The organism is Microbacterium testaceum (assembly GCF_003075375.1).
Taxonomy (GTDB): Bacteria; Actinomycetota; Actinomycetes; order Actinomycetales; family Microbacteriaceae; genus Microbacterium; species Microbacterium testaceum_E.
Map to the genome: position 1 here is coordinate 45,698 of NZ_QDFT01000017.1, position 20,871 is coordinate 66,568.

17 protein-coding genes are annotated in these 20,871 nt (G+C 70.8%); 10 read left to right on the top strand and 7 right to left on the bottom strand.

What is annotated here, in order from left to right:
- Window positions 1–36: 36 nt before the first annotated feature.
- Window positions 37–1,518, top strand: a complete 1,482-nt coding sequence (locus tag DC432_RS08650; RefSeq protein ID WP_116537508.1) for an MFS transporter — start codon at window positions 37–39, stop codon at window positions 1,516–1,518.
- On the opposite strand, the gene DC432_RS08655 is transcribed toward DC432_RS08650, so the two are convergent.
- Complete coding sequence (locus tag DC432_RS08655; RefSeq protein WP_116537509.1) at window positions 1,441–2,139, bottom strand: SDR family oxidoreductase; 699 nt, start codon at window positions 2,137–2,139, stop codon at window positions 1,441–1,443. The two genes, DC432_RS08650 and DC432_RS08655, sit on opposite strands and share 78 nt — an antisense overlap.
- A 45-nt stretch (window positions 2,140–2,184) precedes the next feature.
- Window positions 2,185–3,582 carry a DUF6421 family protein gene (locus DC432_RS08660; RefSeq protein ID WP_116537510.1) on the bottom strand — a complete coding sequence of 466 codons (1,398 nt, stop codon included), beginning with the start codon at window positions 3,580–3,582 and terminating at the stop codon, window positions 2,185–2,187.
- Window positions 3,583–3,690: 108 nt separating this feature from the next.
- Here DC432_RS08660 and DC432_RS08665 point away from each other — a divergent pair, with 108 nt between their 5' ends.
- Complete coding sequence (locus tag DC432_RS08665; RefSeq protein WP_116537511.1) at window positions 3,691–4,179, top strand: Lrp/AsnC family transcriptional regulator; 489 nt, start codon at window positions 3,691–3,693, stop codon at window positions 4,177–4,179.
- Window positions 4,180–4,190: 11 nt separating this feature from the next.
- Here DC432_RS08665 and DC432_RS08670 read toward each other — a convergent pair whose 3' ends face one another.
- Window positions 4,191–4,691, bottom strand: a complete 501-nt coding sequence (locus DC432_RS08670) for a hypothetical protein (protein WP_116537512.1) — start codon at window positions 4,689–4,691, stop codon at window positions 4,191–4,193.
- Between the two features lie 85 nt (window positions 4,692–4,776).
- On the opposite strand from DC432_RS08670, the gene DC432_RS08675 reads away from it, so the two are divergent.
- On the top strand, window positions 4,777–5,400 hold the full coding sequence (locus DC432_RS08675) for a 2-phosphosulfolactate phosphatase (RefSeq protein WP_116537513.1): 624 nt from the start codon (window positions 4,777–4,779) through the stop codon (window positions 5,398–5,400).
- Window positions 5,401–5,543: 143 nt separating this feature from the next.
- Here the strand turns inward: DC432_RS08675 and DC432_RS08680 are convergent, their stop codons facing one another.
- The 3 genes from DC432_RS08680 to DC432_RS08690 all read right to left on the bottom strand — a co-directional run bounded on the left by DC432_RS08680 (window position 5,544) and on the right by DC432_RS08690 (window position 7,551).
- Complete coding sequence (locus DC432_RS08680; RefSeq protein WP_116537514.1) at window positions 5,544–6,032, bottom strand: SprT-like domain-containing protein; 489 nt, start codon at window positions 6,030–6,032, stop codon at window positions 5,544–5,546.
- Between the two features lie 30 nt (window positions 6,033–6,062).
- Window positions 6,063–6,590 (bottom strand): hypothetical protein, encoded by a 528-nt coding sequence (locus DC432_RS08685; protein ID WP_108319155.1) that lies wholly within the window; start codon window positions 6,588–6,590, stop codon window positions 6,063–6,065.
- A gap of 94 nt (window positions 6,591–6,684) precedes the next feature.
- Window positions 6,685–7,551, bottom strand: coding sequence for a spermidine synthase (locus tag DC432_RS08690; RefSeq protein ID WP_116537515.1), 867 nt, complete (start codon window positions 7,549–7,551; stop codon window positions 6,685–6,687).
- 81 nt (window positions 7,552–7,632) lie between these two features.
- On the opposite strand from DC432_RS08690, the gene DC432_RS08695 reads away from it, so the two are divergent.
- The 5 genes from DC432_RS08695 (at window position 7,633) to DC432_RS08715 (ending at window position 18,428) form a co-directional block, all read left to right on the top strand.
- Window positions 7,633–8,385 carry a 5-oxoprolinase subunit PxpA gene (locus DC432_RS08695; RefSeq protein ID WP_116537516.1) on the top strand — a complete coding sequence of 251 codons (753 nt, stop codon included), beginning with the start codon at window positions 7,633–7,635 and terminating at the stop codon, window positions 8,383–8,385.
- Complete coding sequence (locus tag DC432_RS08700; RefSeq protein ID WP_243393080.1) at window positions 8,379–9,929, top strand: urea amidolyase family protein; 1,551 nt, start codon at window positions 8,379–8,381, stop codon at window positions 9,927–9,929. The genes DC432_RS08695 and DC432_RS08700 overlap by 7 nt, the downstream gene beginning before the upstream one ends.
- A 272-nt stretch (window positions 9,930–10,201) precedes the next feature.
- Window positions 10,202–13,699: a DNA-directed RNA polymerase subunit beta gene (locus DC432_RS08705; protein ID WP_108318053.1), complete on the top strand. Its 3,498-nt coding sequence runs from the start codon at window positions 10,202–10,204 to the stop codon at window positions 13,697–13,699.
- 56 nt (window positions 13,700–13,755) lie between these two features.
- Entirely contained in the window at window positions 13,756–17,631 is a 3,876-nt protein-coding gene (gene rpoC, locus DC432_RS08710) for a DNA-directed RNA polymerase subunit beta' (RefSeq protein WP_116537517.1), read from the top strand.
- 197 nt (window positions 17,632–17,828) lie between these two features.
- On the top strand, window positions 17,829–18,428 hold the full coding sequence (locus DC432_RS08715) for a hypothetical protein (protein WP_116537518.1): 600 nt from the start codon (window positions 17,829–17,831) through the stop codon (window positions 18,426–18,428).
- Between the two features lie 66 nt (window positions 18,429–18,494).
- Here the strand turns inward: DC432_RS08715 and DC432_RS08720 are convergent, their stop codons facing one another.
- Complete coding sequence (locus DC432_RS08720; RefSeq protein ID WP_116537519.1) at window positions 18,495–19,079, bottom strand: hypothetical protein; 585 nt, start codon at window positions 19,077–19,079, stop codon at window positions 18,495–18,497.
- Window positions 19,080–19,198: 119 nt separating this feature from the next.
- On the opposite strand from DC432_RS08720, the gene DC432_RS08725 reads away from it, so the two are divergent.
- The gene (locus DC432_RS08725) at window positions 19,199–20,311 is read left to right on the top strand and encodes an ABC transporter (RefSeq protein WP_116537520.1); all 1,113 of its coding nucleotides are present in this window, start codon (window positions 19,199–19,201) and stop codon (window positions 20,309–20,311) included.
- 10 nt (window positions 20,312–20,321) lie between these two features.
- Window positions 20,322–20,804: a hypothetical protein gene (locus DC432_RS08730; protein ID WP_108318883.1), complete on the top strand. Its 483-nt coding sequence runs from the start codon at window positions 20,322–20,324 to the stop codon at window positions 20,802–20,804.
- Window positions 20,805–20,871: the final 67 nt, after the last annotated feature.

The window sequence follows — 20,871 nt, forward strand, 5'->3', positions numbered from 1 at the left end:
TGGCCGATGTCGGACGTGCGGTCTAGCGTGACCCCCATGACCGAAGAGCACTCCGCCGACGCCGCGTCCGGCGTGGTCGTGGCGCCGCCGGCGAACGGTCGCCGCACGTTCCTGGCGGTCCTGGTCAACACGGCCGCCGCCAACGTGACCACGAGCTTCCTGTGGTTCGCCCTCACGTTCTGGGTGTACCTCGAGACGCGGTCCGTCCTCGCGACCGGCATCGTCGGCGGGGCCTACATGCTCCTGCTGGCGGTCTTCGCGATGGTCTTCGGGTCGCTCGTCGATCGCCATCGCAAGCACCGTGTCATGGTCGTCTCGGGCGTCGTCACCCTGGTCGCCTTCCTGCTGGCGGGCGCCCTGTGGCTCGCCCTGCCCGAGACCGCGCTCCTCGACCTGGGGGCCCCGTGGTTCTGGGCGTTCTCGGGCATCATCCTCGGGGGCGCCGTGATCGAGAACCTGCGCAACATCGCCCTCTCGACCACCGTCACCCTGCTCGTGCCCGTCGAGCGGCACGCCAACGCCAACGGGCTCGTCGGAACCGTGCAGGGGCTCGCCTTCGTCGTCACGAGCGTCTTCAGCGGATTGTCCGTGGGCTTCCTCGGCATGGGGTGGACGTTGGCGATCGCGATCGTCCTGACCCTCGTCGCGCTCGTGCACCTGCTGACGATCCGCCTCCCCGAGGCGCGGCCCTCGGCCGCGGCCGACGGCACGCCGCTTGTCGACCTCCGCGGCGCGATGCGCGCCGTGCGCGCGGCCCCCGGCCTGTTCGCACTTATCGTGTTCTCGACGTTCAACAACCTCATCGGCGGCGTGTACATGGCGCTCATGGACCCCTACGGCCTCGAGCTCTTCCGCATCGAGATCGACGGGCGGGTCTACGACGCCGAGGTCTGGGGGATCGTGCTGGCGATCAGCGCCACCGGGTTCATCATCGGCGGTGGTCTCGTCGCCCGCTTCGGGCTCGGGCGCAACCCCATCCGCACGATGCTCTGGATCGTCATGGCGATGGGCGTTCTCGGGGCGGTTTTCACGCTGCGCGAGTGGTGGTGGCTCTACGGCCTGGGCATCTGGGTGTACATGGCGCTCATCCCGCCCGTCGAAGCCGCCGAGCAGACGGTCATCCAGAAGGTGGTCCCTTTCGAGACGCAGGGACGCGTCTTCGGTTTCGCCGCGGCCTTCGAGTCCGCGGCCGCCCCGGTGACGTCGTTCCTCATCGCGCCGATCGCGCAGTTCTTGATCATCCCGTACATGAACGATGACGCCGGCCGTGCGGGATGGGGCTGGCTGCTCGGCGAGGGGCAGTCCCGCGGCATCGCGCTCGTGTTCCTGGGGGCGGGGATCGTGATGGTCGTGGTCGCCGCGCTGGCCTTCGCGACGCGGTCCTACCGCGTCCTGTCGACGCAGTACCGATCGGCCGAGCCCCGGACGCCCGCGTCGGCCTCAGGACCCGGCGGCCAGCTCGATGACGACGTCGTTGACAGCCGCGGCGGTGTCGTCCCACAATCCGACGAACGCTGAGGCGAGGGCATCCTCGAGCCCCTCCAGACTGCGCACGCGGAAGATCGCGGCGGCCGCCGTCGCCTCCCGACCGACGTCTCGGGCCGCTTTTGCGTAGCCCTGGGCGACGGCGCGAACCCAGGCCTCGCTCGCCGCCTTGACCGCCGCGTAGTTGGCGCCGCCCGCGAGCGGGCGCGCGACGGCCGTCGACGAGACGATCGCGAGACGTCCCGCGGTCGAGGCGCGCAGGTCGTCGTCGAACGCCCGGCTGACATGACGCAGCGCGGTGAGCCCGCGCGAGAGGAAGGCGAAGTCCGCGTCGCTCTGACCGGCCAGTCCGCCGCCCCCGCGCCACCCGCCCACGAGGTGCAGCACGCCGTCGACCGTCCCGTGGAGGGCCTGCACACGCTCGCGCATCGCGATCACGGCGCTCTCGTCGGTCAGATCGCTCCGCTCGACGGCCACGCCGGGCAGAGCCGATCGGACGGCGGCGAGACGCTCAGCGTCGGAGCCGACGACCACCACGCGTGCGCCCGCGTCGAGCAGCGCGCGGGCGCATGCCCGGCCGGCCGCGCTGGTCCCGCCGGCGAGGAGCACGAGGCGGCCGCCCACGAGCTCACCGGTCGCTGTGTCGGCATCCATCGATATCCGCCCTTTCCCGAGGCCGAGCTCCGCCGACGTCCGGTGTCAGTCCGTCCCGCGGATCCCCGCGGTCGACGCGATCACGGGGCGCATCTTCTTCTCGAGCGCTTCGAAGAACATCGACAGGGGGAACTCGTCGTCCATCACCGCGTCGGTGTAGCCCTTCGGCAGACCCGCGAGAACCTCGTCCGGCAGGCCCCGCGCCCACACCGAGGCGGGGTGCGGGGTGACGACCGCGCGCACCAGGTCGTACGCGGCGAGCCAGTGCGCCGTCTTGGGGCGGTCGATCGAGCGCCAGTAGAGCTCGTCGATCGCGTCGGCCAGGGCGACGACCGCGGCGGGAACCTCGTCCCAGTCGAAGGCGAGCGAGGTGTCGGTCCAGTGCAGGACGCGGCGCTGGTGCAGCCACGCGAACAGCAGCTGCCCGCCCAGTCCGTCGTAGTTGCGCACGCGCGAACCCGTGATGGCGAAGCGGAAGATGCGGTCGAAGATCACCGCGTACTGCACCAGCTCGGCGTGCTGGAGCATCTCGCGCTCGGCGTCGTCGAGGTCGTCGCGCGCCGACAGGCGCGCTTGCAGCGACACGCACTCGCGGAACGCCGTCAGGTCGCAGCGCAGTTCCTCGAGCGAGTAGAGGAAGAACGGCATCCGCTGCTTGATCATGAACGGGTCGAAGGGCAGGTCGCCGCGCATGTGGGTGCGGTCGTGGATGAGATCCCACATCACGAACGTCTGCTCGGTCAGCGCCTGGTCGTCGAGCATGCGGGCGGCAGCGGCGGGAAGCTCGAGCTTGGTGATCTCAGCGGCGGCGCCGGTGACGCGGCGGTAGCGGGCGGCCTCGCGGTCCTGGAAGATCGCACCCCACGTGAAGGACGGGATCTCGCGCATCGCGACGGTCTCGGGGAACAGCACCGCGGAGTTGGTGTCGTAGCCCGAGGTGAAGTCGATCAGGCGCAGCGAGACGAACAGCCGGTTGGTGTACTCGGTCTCGAGGCGGGCGATGAACTCGGGCCAGATCGCCTCGACCAGCACGGCCTCGACGTGCCGCTCGCTCGAGCCGTTCTGCGTGTACATGGGGAACACGACGAGGTGACGGATGCCGTCGACCCGGTGCTCCTGGGGCTGGAAGGCGACCAGCGAGTCGAGGAAGTCGGGGACGCCCAGGCCCTCGGCGCTCCAGCGACGGAAGTCGGCGATCGAGGCGGTCAGGTATGCCGCGTCGTGGGGGAAGAGCGGAGCGAGGGCGTCGATGGCCTCGATGATGTCGGCGATCGGGCCGGCGGCCGCGGCGGTGTCGTCGATCGAGCCGTCCTTGGCCTGGAGGGGCTGGAGGGCGGTGGCGGCGGCCTTGAGCTGGGCCCAGGCGGGGGTGAGCTCGGCCTCGTCGGCGCCGCGGCCGTCGAGCAGATCACGGGTGGCGCGGATGGTCGTCGCGGTGGTCATGGCATCCTCCGATCAGGGCTGTAAATATTCCTGCCGAGTAGCGATGCTAACGGAAAACTTACGGAGTCCGCCAGTGTCGTCCGGCGGCCGCCTGCTACTGTCGAGCGCATGACCGAGGCCTCCGCTGTTCCGCCGCGCCTCGACGACGCCGTGGACGCCGCCATCGTGCGCGAGATCTCGCTCGACGCGCGCGCGACGCTGTCCCACCTGTCCGAACGGGTGGGGCTGTCGGTGTCGGCCGTGCAATCCCGCCTGCGTCGCCTCGAGGCGCGCGGAATCGTGCAGGGATACCGTCCGATCCTCGATGCCGAGGCCCTGGGGCGCCCGCTCGCCGCGTTCGTCGAGATCACCCCGCTCGACCCCGCCCAGCCCGACAACGCCCCCGAACTGCTCGCCCACCTCACGGCCATCGAGGCCTGTCACTCGATCGCGGGTGACTCGGCCTACATGCTGTTCGTCCGCGTGCCGACGCCGCGCGATCTCGAATCGCTGATCCGCGACATCCGCGCCGCGGCGCAGGTGAACACCCGCACCACGGTCGTCCTGCAGACCTTCTTCGAGGCGCGACCGATCGAACCGGCCGCGTTCCCCGCCTGACGCGGCGCGCGTCAGGCGGCGTCGTTCTCGGGGTTGTGCGCCCAGGTGGGCGCCAGGGCGCGGATCCGCGCCGCTCGCCACTGCCAGGTCGTCCACAGGCCGAGCCACAGCGCGGGTGCGGTCGCGCCGCCGATCGTCAGCCGCTCCCGCCACAGCGTCTTGCCGGGCTGTCCGGGCGCCTCCGACACGGCCATCTGGTGGTCCCAGACGTCCAGGCTCGACAGGGGACCGGTCAGCGGCACGCCCCAGTCGCGGAACACCCGTACCCGTCCGTTCGCGTCGCGGGTTTCGCGGTCGGCGACCGAGATCAGCTGACGGCCGACGGGAACGAGCCCGGCGACGCTCATCTGCACCGGCACGTCGTCGCCCGACTCGAAGGACGTCGGCATGGTGCCGAGCGCCTCGACGTCGAGGAGCGGGCCGTACAGTTCCGCCACGGCGCGCGGCGAGTGCAGGGCGCGCCAGGCGGCGTCCGGGTCGCAGTCGATCACGAACTTGAGCAGGATGCGCATGACCTCGATCGTGCCGCATCCGCACCTCGAGCGAGCACGGCTTGACGAAGACGGCGGCGCCGCACGCTCGTCCTAGGCTCGAGGGATGCCGAACACCGCCGCTTACGCGCAGTCCGACTATCAGGTGCGACTGGACTGGGGCGGCGCGGGGCTCGAACGCCTCGCGCCCGCGCACATCGTCGTCGTGGTCCAGACGCTCGGTCTGACGGCGCGAGCCCTCTCGGCGTGCGAGCGCGGAGGGGTCCTCGATCTCGCCCCGGGCGCGGGCGCGGACCTCGCGCGCGCGGCCGCGGGCGCCGGCGCGCACGTCGTCGTCGGGGGGCTGCGCAACGCCGCGGCGGTGGCGGCGCACGTGCTCGACCGTCAGCGCGCGCGGGGGGAGCGGACGAGCATCTCGATCCTCGCCGTGGGGGCCCCCGAGGATCCGGGAACGGATGCCACCCGCTTCGCCGTCGACGACCTGCTCGGCGCCGGGGCCGTCATCGCGGCGCTCGGCGATCTCGGCATCGACCACGCCTCGCCCGAGGCCGCGGTCGCGGGCGAGGGATTCCGCGCGCTCGGCGGTGCCGTGCGTCACCTGCTCACGGCCAGCGGTGCGGGCCGGGCGCTCGCGGCCGAGGGCGGACGCGACGACGTCCTGGTCGCCGCGACGCGCGATGCGGCATCCGTGGTCCCGGTCCTCGACGGCGACGTCTTCCGCGCGGCCTGACTCCGCGCCTCCGGCCGTTTCGGACGCCCGCCCCCACCGCGTCATGCACCCGCCGCGGCCGGTCTGTTCGTGGAACGGGGCGTGCGCCTCACCGCGTCATGCACCCACCGCGGGCTGCCCGCTCGCGGAACGGGGCGAGCGCCTCACCGCGGCGTCGCCGCCGCCAGTCTCGTCGCGGGGCTGATGTCGCGACGCTCCCACGACAGGGCGAATCGCGGGTCGAACGAGGGGGCGCACCGCGCGCACGAGGTGGGGCGCGTCGCACGGCGGTGCCGGTACGCGATGTGGCCCGCGGGACACGTGCCCACCCAGGGGGCCAGCTCGTTCGCGGTCTCTCCGGCGTGGGTCGTGCCGCCGACGTAACCGAGGTCGCGGGCCGTGCGCTTCCACGCCGGGCCGTGCCCGGCGCCGACGCCCGCGAGCGCGTGCGCGACCTCGTGCAGGAGCGTCTGATGATTGGTGTCGTCGTCGTAGCGCGCGGCGAGGTAGCGCGAGACGCTGATGCGCTTGCGCCCGTAGTCGCACAGCCCCGCGCGCCGCTTGGCGTTGTCGAAGGCGAACGACCACGATGCGTCGAGGTGCAGGGCGATCAGCGCCTCGGCCCACGTGCGTACGCGCTGCAGTTCGGACATGTCCGGGATCCTAGGCGGGGGGTCCGACACTCAGCTCGCGACGACCTCGCGCGTGCGACGGCGGTCCGCCGCGTCGATGGCGAGCAGGGTCGACTCGAGCTGCTTGTCGGTGGCGCCGGCGTTCTGGCGCAGGAACAGCGCCTGCTTGAAGTCGCGACGCGCGGACTCGTAGTCGCCCTCGTCGTAGTGCACCTTGCCGCGGTGCTGCAGGGCGAAGGCGGCGATGCTCGCCCAGCCCTGACCCTCGGCCTCCTCGGCGCACATGGTCAGCTCCTGCTCGGCGGCGGCGTAGGCGCCGCGGCACTGCATGATCGTGGCGTGCAGGATGCGCGCGCGCAGCAGGTCGCGACGCGTCCCCGCCATGCGGGCCACGCGCACGGACTGCTCCGAGATCGACAGGGCCTCGTCGAAGCGGTCGAGCACCTTCAGCAGCCACACCCGCTCGAGAAGGGCGTGCAGACTGCGCTGCTCGCCGATCTCTTCGAGACGCTCCGCGCACTCGCGAGAGTCGGTGACCTCGCGCAACGTGTCGGGGTCGTACCCGTGGATGTAGCTCACCGGCGCTCCTCTCGGTCCAGCAGGACTACCAGTGTGCGCCGCGCTCGGCCCGTCGGTCGACTCGCCACGCGGTCGAGGCCCGATCACGCTCGCGTCAGCGGTCGAAGATGGATGCCGAGGGCTTCGGCGAGGGGGTCGCGTCGCCGTCGACGGCGGGGCGGGATCCGCGGACGAACTCGTCGATCTCGCTGCCCTGCGCGACCTTCGCGGGGTGGGGGCCGGCCGCCATGAGACGGGGCAGCCATTCGACGGGGAGCGGGGCCGCGGAGGCGGCGACGACCAGGTTGCCGAAGCGGCGGCCCTTGAGCACCTGCACCTCGGCCAGGACGATCACCTCGGGAAGCACCTCGCGTACGGTCGCGACCTGGCGGCGCGCGAAGGCGAGACCGGGCCCGTCCGAGACGTTGACCAGCAGCACGCCGTCCGGGGCGAGCAGGGCCGCCGCCTCGCGGTAGAACTCCACGGTGGTGAGGTGGGCGGGGGTCTGCGCCCCCGAGTAGACGTCACTGACGAGCAGGTCGACCGCGCCGGTGAGACCGGCCGGAAGCCGCGACAGGCCCGCGCGGGCATCGCCGATGCGGACCCGGATCGACGCACTGCGAGGCAGGGGGAGGTTCTCGCGCACGAGATCCCACAGCGCCGGTTCCAGTTCGATGACCTGCTGGCGCGAGCCCGGACGCGTCGCCTCGACGTAGCGGGGAAGGGTGAGCGCGCCCGCGCCGAGGTGCACGGCCGTCAGCGGCTGTCCCGGCATCCGCAGTCGATCGATCACGGCGCCCATGCGCGCGACGTACTCGAAATGCAGGTGGGTGGGGTCGTCGAGATCGACGTGCGATTGGGGCGTGCCGTCCACGACGAGCTCGGAACCCGAGACGAAACCCGACGGCGACACGCGCGCGAGCGTGCCGTCCGAGAGGCGCGCGGTGGGGGCGTCGTCGGGTTCGATGCGCATGCGTGCCATGGCTCCACGCTAGCCGGGCGCCCCGCAGGAGGGGTCCAGCCCGACCGGCGGACGCGGGCGGGGCGGCGGTACCGTGGCGACATGCGCGTGGACCTCAACGCCGACCTGGGCGAGACCGTCGACGGGATGCCGACCGCCGACGACGAGGCCCTGTTCGCCGTCGTCAGCAGCGCCAACGTCGCCTGCGGGGGCCACGCGGGCGACGAGAACTCGATGTGCGAGGCGGTCGCGCGGGCCGCGCGCTTCGGCGTGGCCGTGGGGGCGCATCCCTCGTACGACGACAGAGCGCACTTCGGTCGCGTGCGTCGCGACCCCGAGCCGCTCGCGCTCCGCGCCGACGTGTCGGCGCAGCTGTCCGCCCTCGTCGCCGCCGGCGCCGACGTCCGCTACGTCAAACCCCACGGCGCGCTCTATCACGCGGTCGTCGACGATGCGGATCAGGCATGGGCCGTCGTCGCCGCCGTCGCCGATCTGTCGGCTGCGCTGGGGCGGCCTCTGCCGGTGCTCGGCCTTCCCGGAGCGATCACGGCGGCCGCGGCATCCGCGGGTCTGCCCTTCGTGCGCGAGGCGTTCCTCGACCGCGGGTACACCGCCGCCGGGGGGCTCGTCCCGCGCGGCGAGCCCGGGGCCCTGCTCGAGGACCCGGTCCACGTCGCCGAGCGGGCCGTCCGCCTCGTGCGCGACGGCGAGGTCGTCGCGATCGACGGCACGCTCGTCGCGGTCGACGCCGCGTCGCTGTGCCTGCACGGCGACAGCCCGGCCGCGGTCGCGATGGCGCGGGCGGTCCGGGCGGCCCTGGACGACGCGGGTGTCGAGGTCCGCGCGCCGTGGTGACGCTGCGGGCGATGGGGGAGCGGGCGATCCTCGCGGAGGTCGCCGACCTCTCTTCCGTGCTCTCGCTGCACGCGGCGCTCGCCGCGGACCCGCCGCCCGGGATCGACGAGCTGGTCCCCGCCGCCCGGACGGTGCTCGTCGCCTTCGACCCCTCGCGCCTGAGCGCCCCCGCCGTGCGCGCATGGATCCGCGCCGCGGGGTCCGCGACCGCTCCGGCCGCGGCGCCCGGGCCGCTCGTCGAGATCCCCGCGCGCTACGACGGAGCCGACCTCACCGACACCGCCCAGCTGCTCGGCCTGACCGTCGCCCAGCTGGTGGCGCGGCACGCGGCCGCCGAGTGGACCGTGGCCTTCACGGGCTTCGCGCCGGGTTTCGCCTACCTGGTCAGTCCTGACTGGAGGTTCGACGTCCCGCGCCTGGCGGCGCCCCGCACGCGGGTGCCGGCGGGCGCCGTCGGCGTCGCGGGAGAGTTCACCGGCGCCTACCCCCGCGAGACGCCGGGCGGGTGGCGATTGCTCGCCACGACCGATGTCCGTCTCTTCGACCCGGATGCCGCCCGCCCCGTGCTGCTGCCCCCGCGCGCTCGCGTGCGGTTCGTTCCGTCGCGGGCGCTCGCCGCGGCGGCATCCCCTCCTCCCGTGTCGCGCGTCGCGTCGGGTGCTCGAGAAGAGCGGGTGGATGCCGTCCCCCCGGCCTCGCTGCGCATCCTCGCGCCGGGGGCCTCCGCCACGATCCAGGACCTCGGCCGTCCGCACCGCGCGGCGCTGGGGGTGGCGCGCTCGGGAGCCCTGGACCGTGGCGCCCTGCGCGTGGCGAACCGGCTCGTGGGCAATGCCGAGTCGGCCGCCGGCGTCGAGGTCGTGCTCGGCGGCCTGCGCGTGCGGGCCGAGCGCGACACGTGGGTCGCCGTCACCGGCGCGCTCGCCGATCTCCGGATCGACGGCGTCCCCGTGCCCGCCTACGCCCCGGTGCGTCTGGCCGCGGGCGCCGAGCTGGACATCGGCGTGGCGCGCGCCGGGGTGCGTCTGTACCTGGGCGCGCGCGGGGGTGTGCTCTCGTCGCGCGTGCTGGGGTCCGCGGCATCCGATTCGCTGGCGGGGCTCGGGCGCGCGCCCCTCGCCGCCGGCGATGTGCTGAGCCTCGGTCGGCCCGCCGGTGCCGTGCCCGTCGTCGACGCGTTCCCGTGGACGGTGCCGCCCGCGCGCGTCGACGTCCCCGTCGGCGAGGGCCCGCGCGCCGACTGGTTCGCCCCCTCGGCGTGGTCGACCCTGACGCGCGCGAGCTGGACGGTGTCGTCGCGCGCCGACCGGGTCGGCATCCGGCTCGACGGACCGGTGCTGGATCGCCTCCGCCACCACGAGCTGCCGAGCGAGGCGATGCGCCCCGGCGCGATCCAGGTGCCCCCGCACGGTCGCCCCGTCGTCCTGCTGGCCGACGGTCCGGTGACCGGTGGGTACCCCGTGATCGGTGTGGTTCCGGATGCCGCTCTCGATGCCCTCGCGCAGGCGCGTCCGGGTGATCTCGTGCGGTTCCGGGGCCGCTGACGCGGTCGGTCGGGGGAATGCCGGACGGGCGCACGCGGTTATACCGCAGGTCCGCAGACGCGTCAAGAATTGGACTGGACACGGCGAGTCCTCCCGCGTATGCTTGGACTTTGCGCTCCTCGATTCCCCCTGCCCTCATATGGTGGTCGGCTGAGCCTGTCCGTCCCCGCTTCACCGCGGCGTGCGACGAGCAGGTTTTCGGGGCAGGAACGCACTCCACCTGACGACAAGGAATCACGAGCCCCTCGCCCGGGCTTCTGGAGGTTATTCCCTTGGCTGCTGCGAGCAACGCATCCACCACCACCACCCCCAAGAGCGGACGCGGAGCATCCCGCCTCTCGTTCGCGAAGATCTCCGACAAGCTGACCGTTCCCGATCTGCTGGCCCTGCAGACCGAGTCGTTCGACTGGCTCGTCGGTAACGAGGCCTGGAAGGCGCGCGTCGCCGAGGCCCAGGCCGCCGGTCGCACCGACGTGCCCGAGATCAGCGGTCTGGAAGAGATCTTCGAAGAGATCTCCCCGATCGAGGACCTGAGCGAGACCATGCAGCTCTCGTTCACCAACCCCTACCTCGAGCCCGAGAAGTACTCGATCGAAGAGTGCAAGGAGCGCGGCAAGACGTACGCGGCCCCGCTCTACGTCGAGGCCGAGTTCATGAACCACCAGACCGGTGAGATCAAGACCCAGACGGTCTTCATGGGCGACTTCCCGCTCCAGACCGACAAGGGCACGTTCATCATCAACGGCACCGAGCGTGTCGTGGTGTCCCAGCTCGTGCGCTCGCCCGGTGTCTACTTCGACAAGACGCCCGACAAGACCTCCGACAAGGACATCGTCTCGGCGCGCGTCATCCCCTCGCGCGGTGCCTGGCTCGAGTTCGAGATCGACAAGCGCGACCAGGTCGGCGTGCGCATCGACCGCAAGCGCAAGCAGTCGGTCACCGTCTTCCTCAAGGCCCTCGGCCTGACCAGCGAGGACATCCTCGCCGAGTTCAGCGGCTTCGACTCGATCGAAGAGACGCTGTCGAAGGACACGATCCTCACGAAGGAAGACGCGCTCCGCGACATCTACCGCAAGCTCCGTCCGGGCGAGCAGGTCGCCGCCGAGGCCGCCCGCGCGCTGCTGGACAACTTCTACTTCAACGCCAAGCGCTACGACCTGGCCAAGGTGGGTCGCTACAAGATCAACCAGAAGCTCGGCCTCGACAAGCCGCTCAGCGACTCGGTGCTGACCGTCGACGACATCGTCGCGACCATCAAGTACCTCGTGCGCCTGCACCGCGGCGACGTCACCTTCGACGGCACCCGCAACGGCTCGGCCGCCGAGATCCGTCTCGACACCGACGACATCGACAACTTCGGCAACCGTCGCATCCGCGCCGTCGGCGAGCTGATCCAGAACCAGGTCCGCACCGGTCTGTCGCGCATGGAGCGCGTCGTCCGCGAGCGCATGACCACGCAGGACATCGAGGCGATCACGCCGCAGACCCTGATCAACGTGCGCCCCGTCGTCGCCGCGATCAAGGAGTTCTTCGGAACCTCGCAGCTGTCGCAGTTCATGGACCAGAACAACCCGCTCGCGGGTCTGACCCACAAGCGCCGCCTGTCGGCCCTGGGTCCCGGTGGTCTGTCGCGCGAGCGCGCCGGCGTCGAGGTCCGTGACGTCCACCCCTCGCACTACGGCCGCATGTGCCCCATCGAGACGCCCGAAGGTCCGAACATCGGTCTGATCGGCTCGCTCGCGTCGTTCGCGCGCATCAACGCGTTCGGCTTCATCGAGACGCCGTACCGCCGCGTCGTCGACGGCCGCGTGACCGACACGATCGACTACCTCACCGCCAGCGAAGAGAGCGACCACATCGTCGCTCAGGCCGGTGTGGCCCTGCAGGCCGACGGCCACTTCGTCGAGGACCGCATCCTCGCCCGCCGCGGTCAGGGTGGCGAGGTCGACCTCTTCCCCGTCGACGAGATCGGCTACATGGACGTCTCGCCGCGCCAGATGGTGTCGGTGGCGACCTCGCTCATCCCGTTCCTCGAGCACGACGACGCCAACCGCGCCCTCATGGGTGCGAACATGCAGCGCCAGGCCGTGCCGCTCGTGCGCAGCGAGTCGCCCGTCGTGGGTACCGGTATGGAGGGCTTCGCGGCCATCGACGCCGGTGACGTCGTCACCGCCGACAAGGCCGGTGTGGTGCTCGAGGTCTCGGCCGACGTCGTGACCATCCAGCTCGACGAGGGCGGCACGCAGGACTACTTCCTGCGCAAGTTCGACCGCTCGAACCAGGGCACCTCGTACAACCAGCGCGTGGTCGTCTCGGCCGGAGAGCGCATCGAGGCCGGCGAGGTCATCGCCGATGGTCCCGCGACCGAGAACGGCGAGCTCGCCCTCGGAAAGAACCTCCTCGTCGCGTTCATGACGTGGGAGGGTCACAACTTCGAGGACGCCATCATCCTCAGCCAGGACCTCGTGAAGGACGACACGCTGTCGTCGATCCACATCGAGGAGTACGAGGTCGACGCGCGCGACACCAAGCTCGGTAAAGAGGAGATCACCCGTGACCTCCCCAACGTCAGCCCCGACCTGCTGAAGGACCTCGACGACCGCGGCATCATCCGCATCGGCGCCGAGGTGCGTCCCGGCGACATCCTCGTCGGAAAGGTCACGCCCAAGGGCGAGACCGAGCTGAGCGCCGAGGAGCGCCTGCTCCGCGCGATCTTCAACGAGAAGAGCCGCGAAGTCCGTGACACCTCGCTGAAGGTGCCCCACGGCGAGCAGGGCACGATCATCGCCGTCAAGGAGTTCAACGCCGAGGACGGCGACGACGAGCTCGGCTCGGGCGTCAACCGTCGCGTCGTGGTCTACATCGCCCAGAAGCGCAAGATCACCGAGGGCGACAAGCTCGCCGGCCGCCACGGCAACAAGGGCGTCATCGCCAAGATCCTCCCGATCGAGGACATGCCCTTCCTGCCCGACGGCACGCCGGTCGACATCATCCTCAACCCCCTCGGTATCCCCGGTCGAATGAACTTCGGTCAGGTCCTCGAGCTCCACCTCGGCTGGATCGCCCAGCAGGGCTGGAAGGTCGAGGGCAACCCCGAGTGGGCCGCCCAGCTGCCCGAGTCGGCCCGCGAGGCCGCCCCCGGCACGAAGGTCGCGACCCCGGTGTTCGACGGTGCCTTCGAGGCCGAGATCGCGGGTCTGCTCGACTCGACGATCCCGAACCGCGACGGCGACCGCATGGTCGACTCCTCGGGCAAGACGCTGCTGTTCGACGGTCGCTCCGGCGAGCCGTTCCCGGCGCCCATCTCGGTCGGCTACATGTACATCCTGAAGCTGCACCACCTGGTCGACGACAAGATCCACGCGCGTTCGACGGGCCCCTACTCGATGATCACCCAGCAGCCGCTCGGCGGTAAGGCCCAGTTCGGTGGCCAGCGCTTCGGTGAGATGGAGGTGTGGGCGCTCGAGGCCTACGGTGCCGCGTACGCGCTGCAGGAGCTCCTCACGATCAAGTCCGACGACATCCTCGGCCGCGTCAAGGTGTACGAGGCGATCGTCAAGGGCGAGAACATCCAGGAGCCCGGCATCCCCGAGTCCTTCAAGGTGCTCATGAAGGAGATGCAGTCGCTCTGCCTGAACGTCGAGGTCCTCTCGGCAGACGGCACCGCGGTCAACCTGCGCGACACGGATGACGACGCCTTCCGCGCCGCGGAAGAGCTCGGCATCAACATCTCCAGCCGCTTCGAGTCCTCGTCGATCGACGAGATCTGAGCTTTCAGCTCAGCGACCCAGCTCAGATTTCAGAGAATTCCGACACAGGAGAACCAGTGCTCGAATCAACCACTTTCGATCAGATCCGTATCGGTCTGGCCACCGCCGACGACATCCGTCGTTGGTCCTTCGGTGAGGTCAAGAAGCCCGAGACGATCAACTACCGCACGCTGAAGCCCGAGAAGGACGGTCTCTTCGGCGAGCAGATCTTCGGACCCTCCCGCGACTGGGAGTGCGCCTGCGGCAAGTACAAGCGCGTGCGCTTCAAGGGCATCGTCTGCGAGCGCTGCGGCGTCGAGGTCACCAAGTCCTCGGTCCGTCGCGAGCGCATGGGCCACATCGAGCTCGCCGCGCCCGTCACGCACATCTGGTACTTCAAGGGCGTGCCCTCGCGCCTGGGCTACCTGCTCGACATGGCGCCGAAGGACCTCGAGAAGGTCATCTACTTCGCCGCCTACATGGTCATCTCGGTCGACGAGGATGCTCGTCACCGCGACCTGGCCACGCAGGAGAACAACATCCGTCTCGAGCTGAAGACGCTCGGCGACCGCCGCGATGCCCGCATCGCCGCGCGCCTGGCCAAGCTCGAGGAGGAGCTCGCCGCCCTCGAGGCGGAGGGCGCCAAGGCCGACCAGAAGAAGAAGGTCAAGGACGCCGCCGAGAAGGACATGACGGCGGCCCTCAAGAACGCGGACGAGCAGATCGCCAAGCTCGAGCGCGTGTGGGAGGACTTCCGCACGCTCGAGGTCGGCGCCCTCAAGCCCGAGGACGACGTCTTCCACGAGCTCCAGGACCGTTTCGGTCAGTACTTCGAGGCCCACATGGGCGCGGAGTCGATCAAGCGTCGCCTCGAGACCTTCGACCTGCAGGCCGAGGCCGACAGCCTCCACCTGCAGATCTCCGAGGGCAAGGGCCAGCGCAAGATCCGTGCGATCAAGCGCCTGAAGGTCGTCAACTCGTTCCTGCAGACCGGCATGTCGCCGGCCTCGATGGTGCTCGACGTCGTTCCGGTGATCCCGCCGGAGCTGCGCCCGATGGTGCAGCTGGACGGTGGCCGCTTCGCGACCTCCGACCTGAACGACCTCTACCGTCGTGTGATCAACCGCAACAACCGCCTCCGTCGCCTGATCGACCTCGGTGCCCCCGAGATCATCGTCAACAACGAGAAGCGCATGCTGCAGGAGGCCGTCGACGCGCTGTTCGACAACGGCCGCCGTGGTCGCCCCGTCACCGGTACCGGCAACCGCGCCCTGAAGTCCCTGAGCGACATGCTCAAGGGAAAGCAGGGTCGCTTCCGCCAGAACCTGCTCGGAAAGCGCGTGGACTACTCGGGCCGTTCCGTCATCATCGTCGGACCCCAGCTCAAGCTCCACCAGTGCGGTCTGCCCAAGCAGATGGCTCTCGAGCTGTTCAAGCCGTTCGTGATCAAGCGCCTGATCGACCTCGGCCACTCGCAGAACATCAAGGCCGCCAAGCGCGCCGTCGAGCGCTACCGTCCCGAGGTCTGGGACGTGCTCGAAGAGATCATCCGCGAGCGTCCCGTGCTGCTGAACCGTGCACCCACCCTGCACCGTCTCGGCATCCAGGCGTTCGAGCCCCAGCTCGTCGAGGGCAAGGCGATCCAGCTGCACCCGCTCGTGTGCGCGGCGTTCAACGCCGACTTCGACGGTGACCAGATGGCCGTCCACCTGCCGCTGTCGGTCGAGGCCCAGGCCGAGGCCCGCGTGCTGATGCTCGCGTCGAACAACATCCTCAAGCCGTCGGACGGCCGTCCGGTGACCCTGCCCTCGCAGGACATGATCATCGGTCTGCACCACCTCACCACCCTCAAGGAGGGTGCCGTGGGCGAGGGCCGTGCGTTCGGTTCGGTGGGCGAGGCGATCCTGGCCAAGGACGAGGGCACCCTCGACCTGCAGGCCAAGGCGCGCATCCGCATCCCTGGCCTGACCTTCCTCGAGGGCCAGGCTCCCGAGGGCTACGAGACCCACGGTCTCGTGGACGCCTCGCTCGGCCAGGCGATCTTCAACGACACGCTTCCCAAGGGATACCCGTTCGTGCGCGAACAGGCCGACAAGGGCAAGCTGTCGCAGATCGTCAACAAGCTCGCCGAGGAGTACCCCAAGGTGGAGGTCGCGGCATCCCTCGACCGCATCAAGGACGCCGGCTTCTACTGGGCAACCCGTTCGGGTGTCACGGTGGCGCTGAGCGACATCCTCACCCCGCCGAACAAGGCGGAGATCGTCGCCGGCTACGAGAAGCAGGCCGCGAAGGTCCAGGGCCAGTACGAGAAGGGTCTCACCACCGACGCCGAGCGTCGTCAGGAGCTCATCAAGATCTGGACCGAGGCCACGGACGAGGTCCAGAAGGCGATGCGGGACAACTTCCCCGCCGACAACACCATCAACCGCATGGTCTCGTCGGGCGCCCGTGGTAACTGGCTGCAGATCCGCAACATCGCGGGTATGCGTGGTCTGGTGAACAACCCCAAGGGTGAGATCATCCCGCGTCCGATCATCTCCTCGTACCGCGAGGGCCTGTCGGTCGCCGAGTACTTCATCGCCACGCACGGTGCCCGCAAGGGTCTGGCCGACACGGCCCTGCGTACGGCCGACTCGGGTTACCTCACGCGTCGTCTGGTCGACGTCTCGCAGGACGTCATCATCCGCGAAGAGGACTGCGGCACGTCGAAGGGCCTCGAGCTCCCGATCGCCGCGGCCGACTCGACCGGTTCGCTGGTCAAGGACGCCAACGTCGAGAACTCGGTGTTCGCCCGTACGCTCGCCACGGCGGTCGTCGACGCGCAGGGCACCGTGCTGGCCGAGGCCGGCGACGACGTGGGCGACGTGCTCATCGACAAGCTGGTCGCCGGTGGCGTCGAGACAATCAAGGTCCGCTCCGTGCTGACCTGCGACTCGGCCGTCGGCGTCTGCGCGAAGTGCTACGGCCGTTCGCTCGCGACCGGCAAGATCGTCGACATCGGCGAGGCCGTCGGCATCATCGCGGCCCAGTCGATCGGTGAGCCCGGTACCCAGCTGACGATGCGTACCTTTCACACCGGTGGTTCCGCGTCGGCCGACGACATCACGCAGGGTCTGCCCCGCGTGCAGGAGCTGTTCGAGGCCCGTACCCCCAAGGGTGCGTCCCCGATCGCCGAGGCCGACGGTCGCATCACCATCGACGAGACCGACAAGGCCAAGAAGGTCATACTCACGCCCGACAACGGCGACGAGCCGGTGGTCTACCCCGTCCTGAAGCGCGCGACGCTCCTGGTCGAGGACGGCCAGCACGTCTCGGTCGGCGAGCCCCTCCAGGTCGGAACGCTCGACCCCAAGGAGGTCATGCGCGTGCAGGGTGCCCGCGAGGTGCAGAAGTACCTCGTCAACGGCGTCCAGGGCGTGTACCGCTCGCAGGGTGTGCCGATCCACGACAAGCACATCGAGGTCATCGTCCGACAGATGCTCCGCAAGGTCACCGTCGTCGACCACGGCGACACCGACCTGCTGCCCGGTGAGCTGGTGGACTTCAAGCGCTACCAGACCATCAACCGCGAGACGGTCGGCGAGGGCAAGCGCCCCGCGTCGGGTCGTCCCGAGCTGATGGGTATCACGAAGGCGTCGCTCGCGACCGAGTCGTGGCTGTCGGCGGCGTCGTTCCAGGAGACCACCCGCGTCCTGACGCAGGCGGCCATGGAGGGCAAGAGCGACCCGCTGGTCGGCCTGAAAGAGAACGTCATCATCGGAAAGCTCATCCCCGCCGGAACCGGACTTGCGAAGTACCGCAACGTCACGGTCGAGGCGACGGAAGAGGCCAAGAGCGAGCGGTACCCCAACCGCATCTTCGCCTCGGACGGCGCGTACAGCGACGCCGACCTGAGCTACGTCGACTTCGACAGCTTCTCGACGGACGACTACACGCCCGGAACTTACAACTGATCGAGGGAGGGAGCCGCTCGTCCGGCTCCCTCCCGAACCGGGGATGCCATATCCCCGATCCTTCGAAGGCCCCCGGCTCGCGCCGGGGGCCTTCGTCGTGTCCGCGCGGTGACGATCGGGCGTCGAGCGGCGTCCGGCGGCGTGTCGGGAGCGGGTCCGGGCGGGGGAGTTCCCCTACCGTGGATGTGGAGGAACGCATGGCCCGGATCGGTGGACGCAGCCTGTGGCTGGCATGGCCGGCGGGGCTGTTCTGCGTGGCGGCGGTCGCGGCGATGGTGGTGCTCGCCGTTCCCGGCGTCCCCGGTGCGGTCGCGTTCGTGGGCGACACCCTGCGCGCCGCCAGCGCTCCGGTCCCGGCCGACCAGGGCCCACCTCCCACCCCCGCGGCGGACTGCCGCCACCTGTACTCGCAGCCGCTGTGGTCCTCGCTCGTGTGGTCGCCCGAGGCGTTGCTGTCGCAGCGCCGCACGCCGCCCGCCTCGACCCCCGAGGCTGCCGCGGCGGCCGCCCCCACGGTGGTCGTGACGTGCCACTGGCGCGGCGAGGGTGGTCGCTCCCTCGAGACGACGGTGTCGACGGTGGCGCCCGAGGCGGTCGCCGCGGTCACGTCCACGTTGGCGTCGCAGGGGTTCGCGTGCAGGACCGCCGCCAACGTCCAGCACTGCGAGCGCTCGACGGCGGACGTCACCGAGGTGCACGACCTGCGCGGCGATCGATGGGTGTCATCGACCCTCGTGGGGTGGATGCCGACCGACTACGCCGCGGTGGTGGCATCCCACGCCTTCTTCGGCCGCTGACGCGCGTGGTGGCCGGTCGACCGGCCTATCCGTCGTGCGCCGAGCCGTGCGGGCGGGGCGGCGGGATCAGCCGAAGATCGACGCGATGATGCTGCCGGTGTAGCCGGTCGGGGCGAGGTTGGAGTACTGGGTGTCGATCAGCACATCGTCGCGCCAGTAGAGCGTGCGCCCGTCGTTGACGGGATACGCGTCGTTGATCCACGTCTTCTCGCAGCGGGTGCCGGCGTCGGGCGTGTAGCAGCTGAAGCCCTGCGTCGTGACGAGCTCGTTGAGCATGTCGAGGGCCGGGCCGCGGTCCATTCCCGAGATGGTCGTGGTCAAGCCCGTGGTGTCGGCGGCGGGATCGCGCCAGATGCAGATGAGGGACCCGTCGGACTGGACGCCGGACGGTCCGAGCGACGGGTCGTTCAGCGGTGTCGTCCCCAGTTGCGCGAGCACGTCGGCCGAGAGCATGGCCTTGCAGTCGGCGGGCAGGCGCACCGCTGTCGCCGTCTGCGTGATGGTCGGTATGGGCGTCGGGCTGGTCGAGACGACGGGGGCCGACGCCGGCGGAGCGGCCTCGTCGGCGTCCGGCGCGCAGGCGCTCAGCGCGATCGCTGCGGTCGCGGCGAGGACGATCGCGGCCGACGTGCGAAGCGGGGGACGGGCCATGGGAACACCCTAAGCCGAGGGGCCGACACGGTCGAGACGCAGATCCGACGGCACGCCTCCCCGATGGGTCGCCCTTCCCGGGATAGCCTGACGCCGCTAGCACCGCGTGAGGAGATCCCATGAGCGACCACCAGTCGTACGGCGACCCCGTCGCTGAACCCAAGGACTCGTACGGCGACCCCGTCGCCGAGCCGAAAGACCAGGCGCACGACGTCGTCGGTCGCGCCAACGAGGGTCTCGCCGACGCCGAGGCGGCTCGCCGCGACGCCGTCGACCCGCAGGCTGCCGAAGCCGCCTGGGACGAGCGCGAGGAGCACGAGCGTCGGTCCGACGCCGCCGTCACCGAGCGCCGCGACCAGGCCGCGCCCGTCGTGCACGACGCCTCGCCTGTCGAGCCGCGCAGCGCCGCGACCTCGGTCGGATCGTCGTCGGTCGATCTCGACGACGAGGACGCGCGCTGGGCCGCCTACGCCGCCTCCGCGGAGCCCGAGCACGCGCAGACCTCGGACGCCACCGATGCCGACACCCGCCGGTACGAGACCGCGCAGCACGACGACTCCCGGACCACCGCGGCCCCCGTCGCCGGTGCCGCCGTCGCCGGGGCCGGAGCCGCCGCGGCGGCAACCGCCGCCCACGACGAGCCGACGCGCGCGTACGGCGGCGCCCAGCCGATCTTCGTGCAGGCCCCCGAGGCGCCGCGCCCGCGCGGCAACCGCGGAGCGGCCGGGGCGATCGGTCTTCTCGCCGCCCTGGCGTTCGCCGTGCTCTACCTGGCGGCCTCGCTGGGTCTGGGCCTGCTGACGGGACGGGTGCAGGTCGCCGATCTGGGCCAGGAGGCCTTGTCCGCGCTGACCACCTGGGGCCTGTGGGTGCCGACGGTGGCGTTCTACCTCGGTTTCTGGTTCCTGGGCGCCCTCATCAACCGCGGACGCTGGGGCCACTGGGTCGTCTGGGGCCTCGTCGTCGGCGTCGTCGCGTGGGCGGGACACCTGCTCGGCGTGCTCCTGGCCGCACCGTTCTGGATGATCACGGCACGCCAGTCGCTCGAGCTGCTGCAGGACAACGTGCTCGCGCCGTTCGCGATCGTCGCCTTCGTGCTCGGACGCGAGCTCACCATCTGGTTCGGTGCGTGGGTCTCGGCCCGAGGCCGCCGCGTGACCGAGATCAACGCCGAGGCCCAGCGCGAGTACGAGCGCACCCTCGAGGCGGGGCCTCAGCTCGCCCAGCGCTGAGACCCGCGACATGACCGACGATCCGCGACCGACGGGGGTGACCCCGCCGGTCGCGGTCGTTTTCGCGGCCATCACGTTCATCGCGCTCTCGATCGGTGCGCTGGGCGTCACGAGCCTGGTGCTCGACGCCGACGTGATCCCCGTCCGCGGGCTCGGCGCCGTGCCCGGCGTCCTCGGCCAGCTCGGTGCCCTCGGCGCGTTCGCGGGCGTGCTGTGGTGGGGATTGCGGGCTGATCCGCCGGGCTACCTCACGGCCGTGCCGTGCGCGATCGGGGCCTACGTGGGCGAGGTCGTCGGCATCGTCGTCGGGGCCCTCGTCAGCGGAGCCGACCTGGCCCGCGGGGTGGCCGCGGCGGGCAGCGTCGCCCTCGGCTTCGCCGGTCCGGTCGTCGCGCTGGCCGGTTTGGCCGCCGGTCTTATCGGGGTCTTCCTCGTGCGCTCGCGCTCGCGCGGTCCGCGCTGGCGCTGGGAGGACGACGACGACGAGCCGTGAGCGCGGCCCGCGACGTGCCGATGCGTGCCGGCATCCCCGTCTTCCCGGGCGTGTCGAGCTAGCGTAG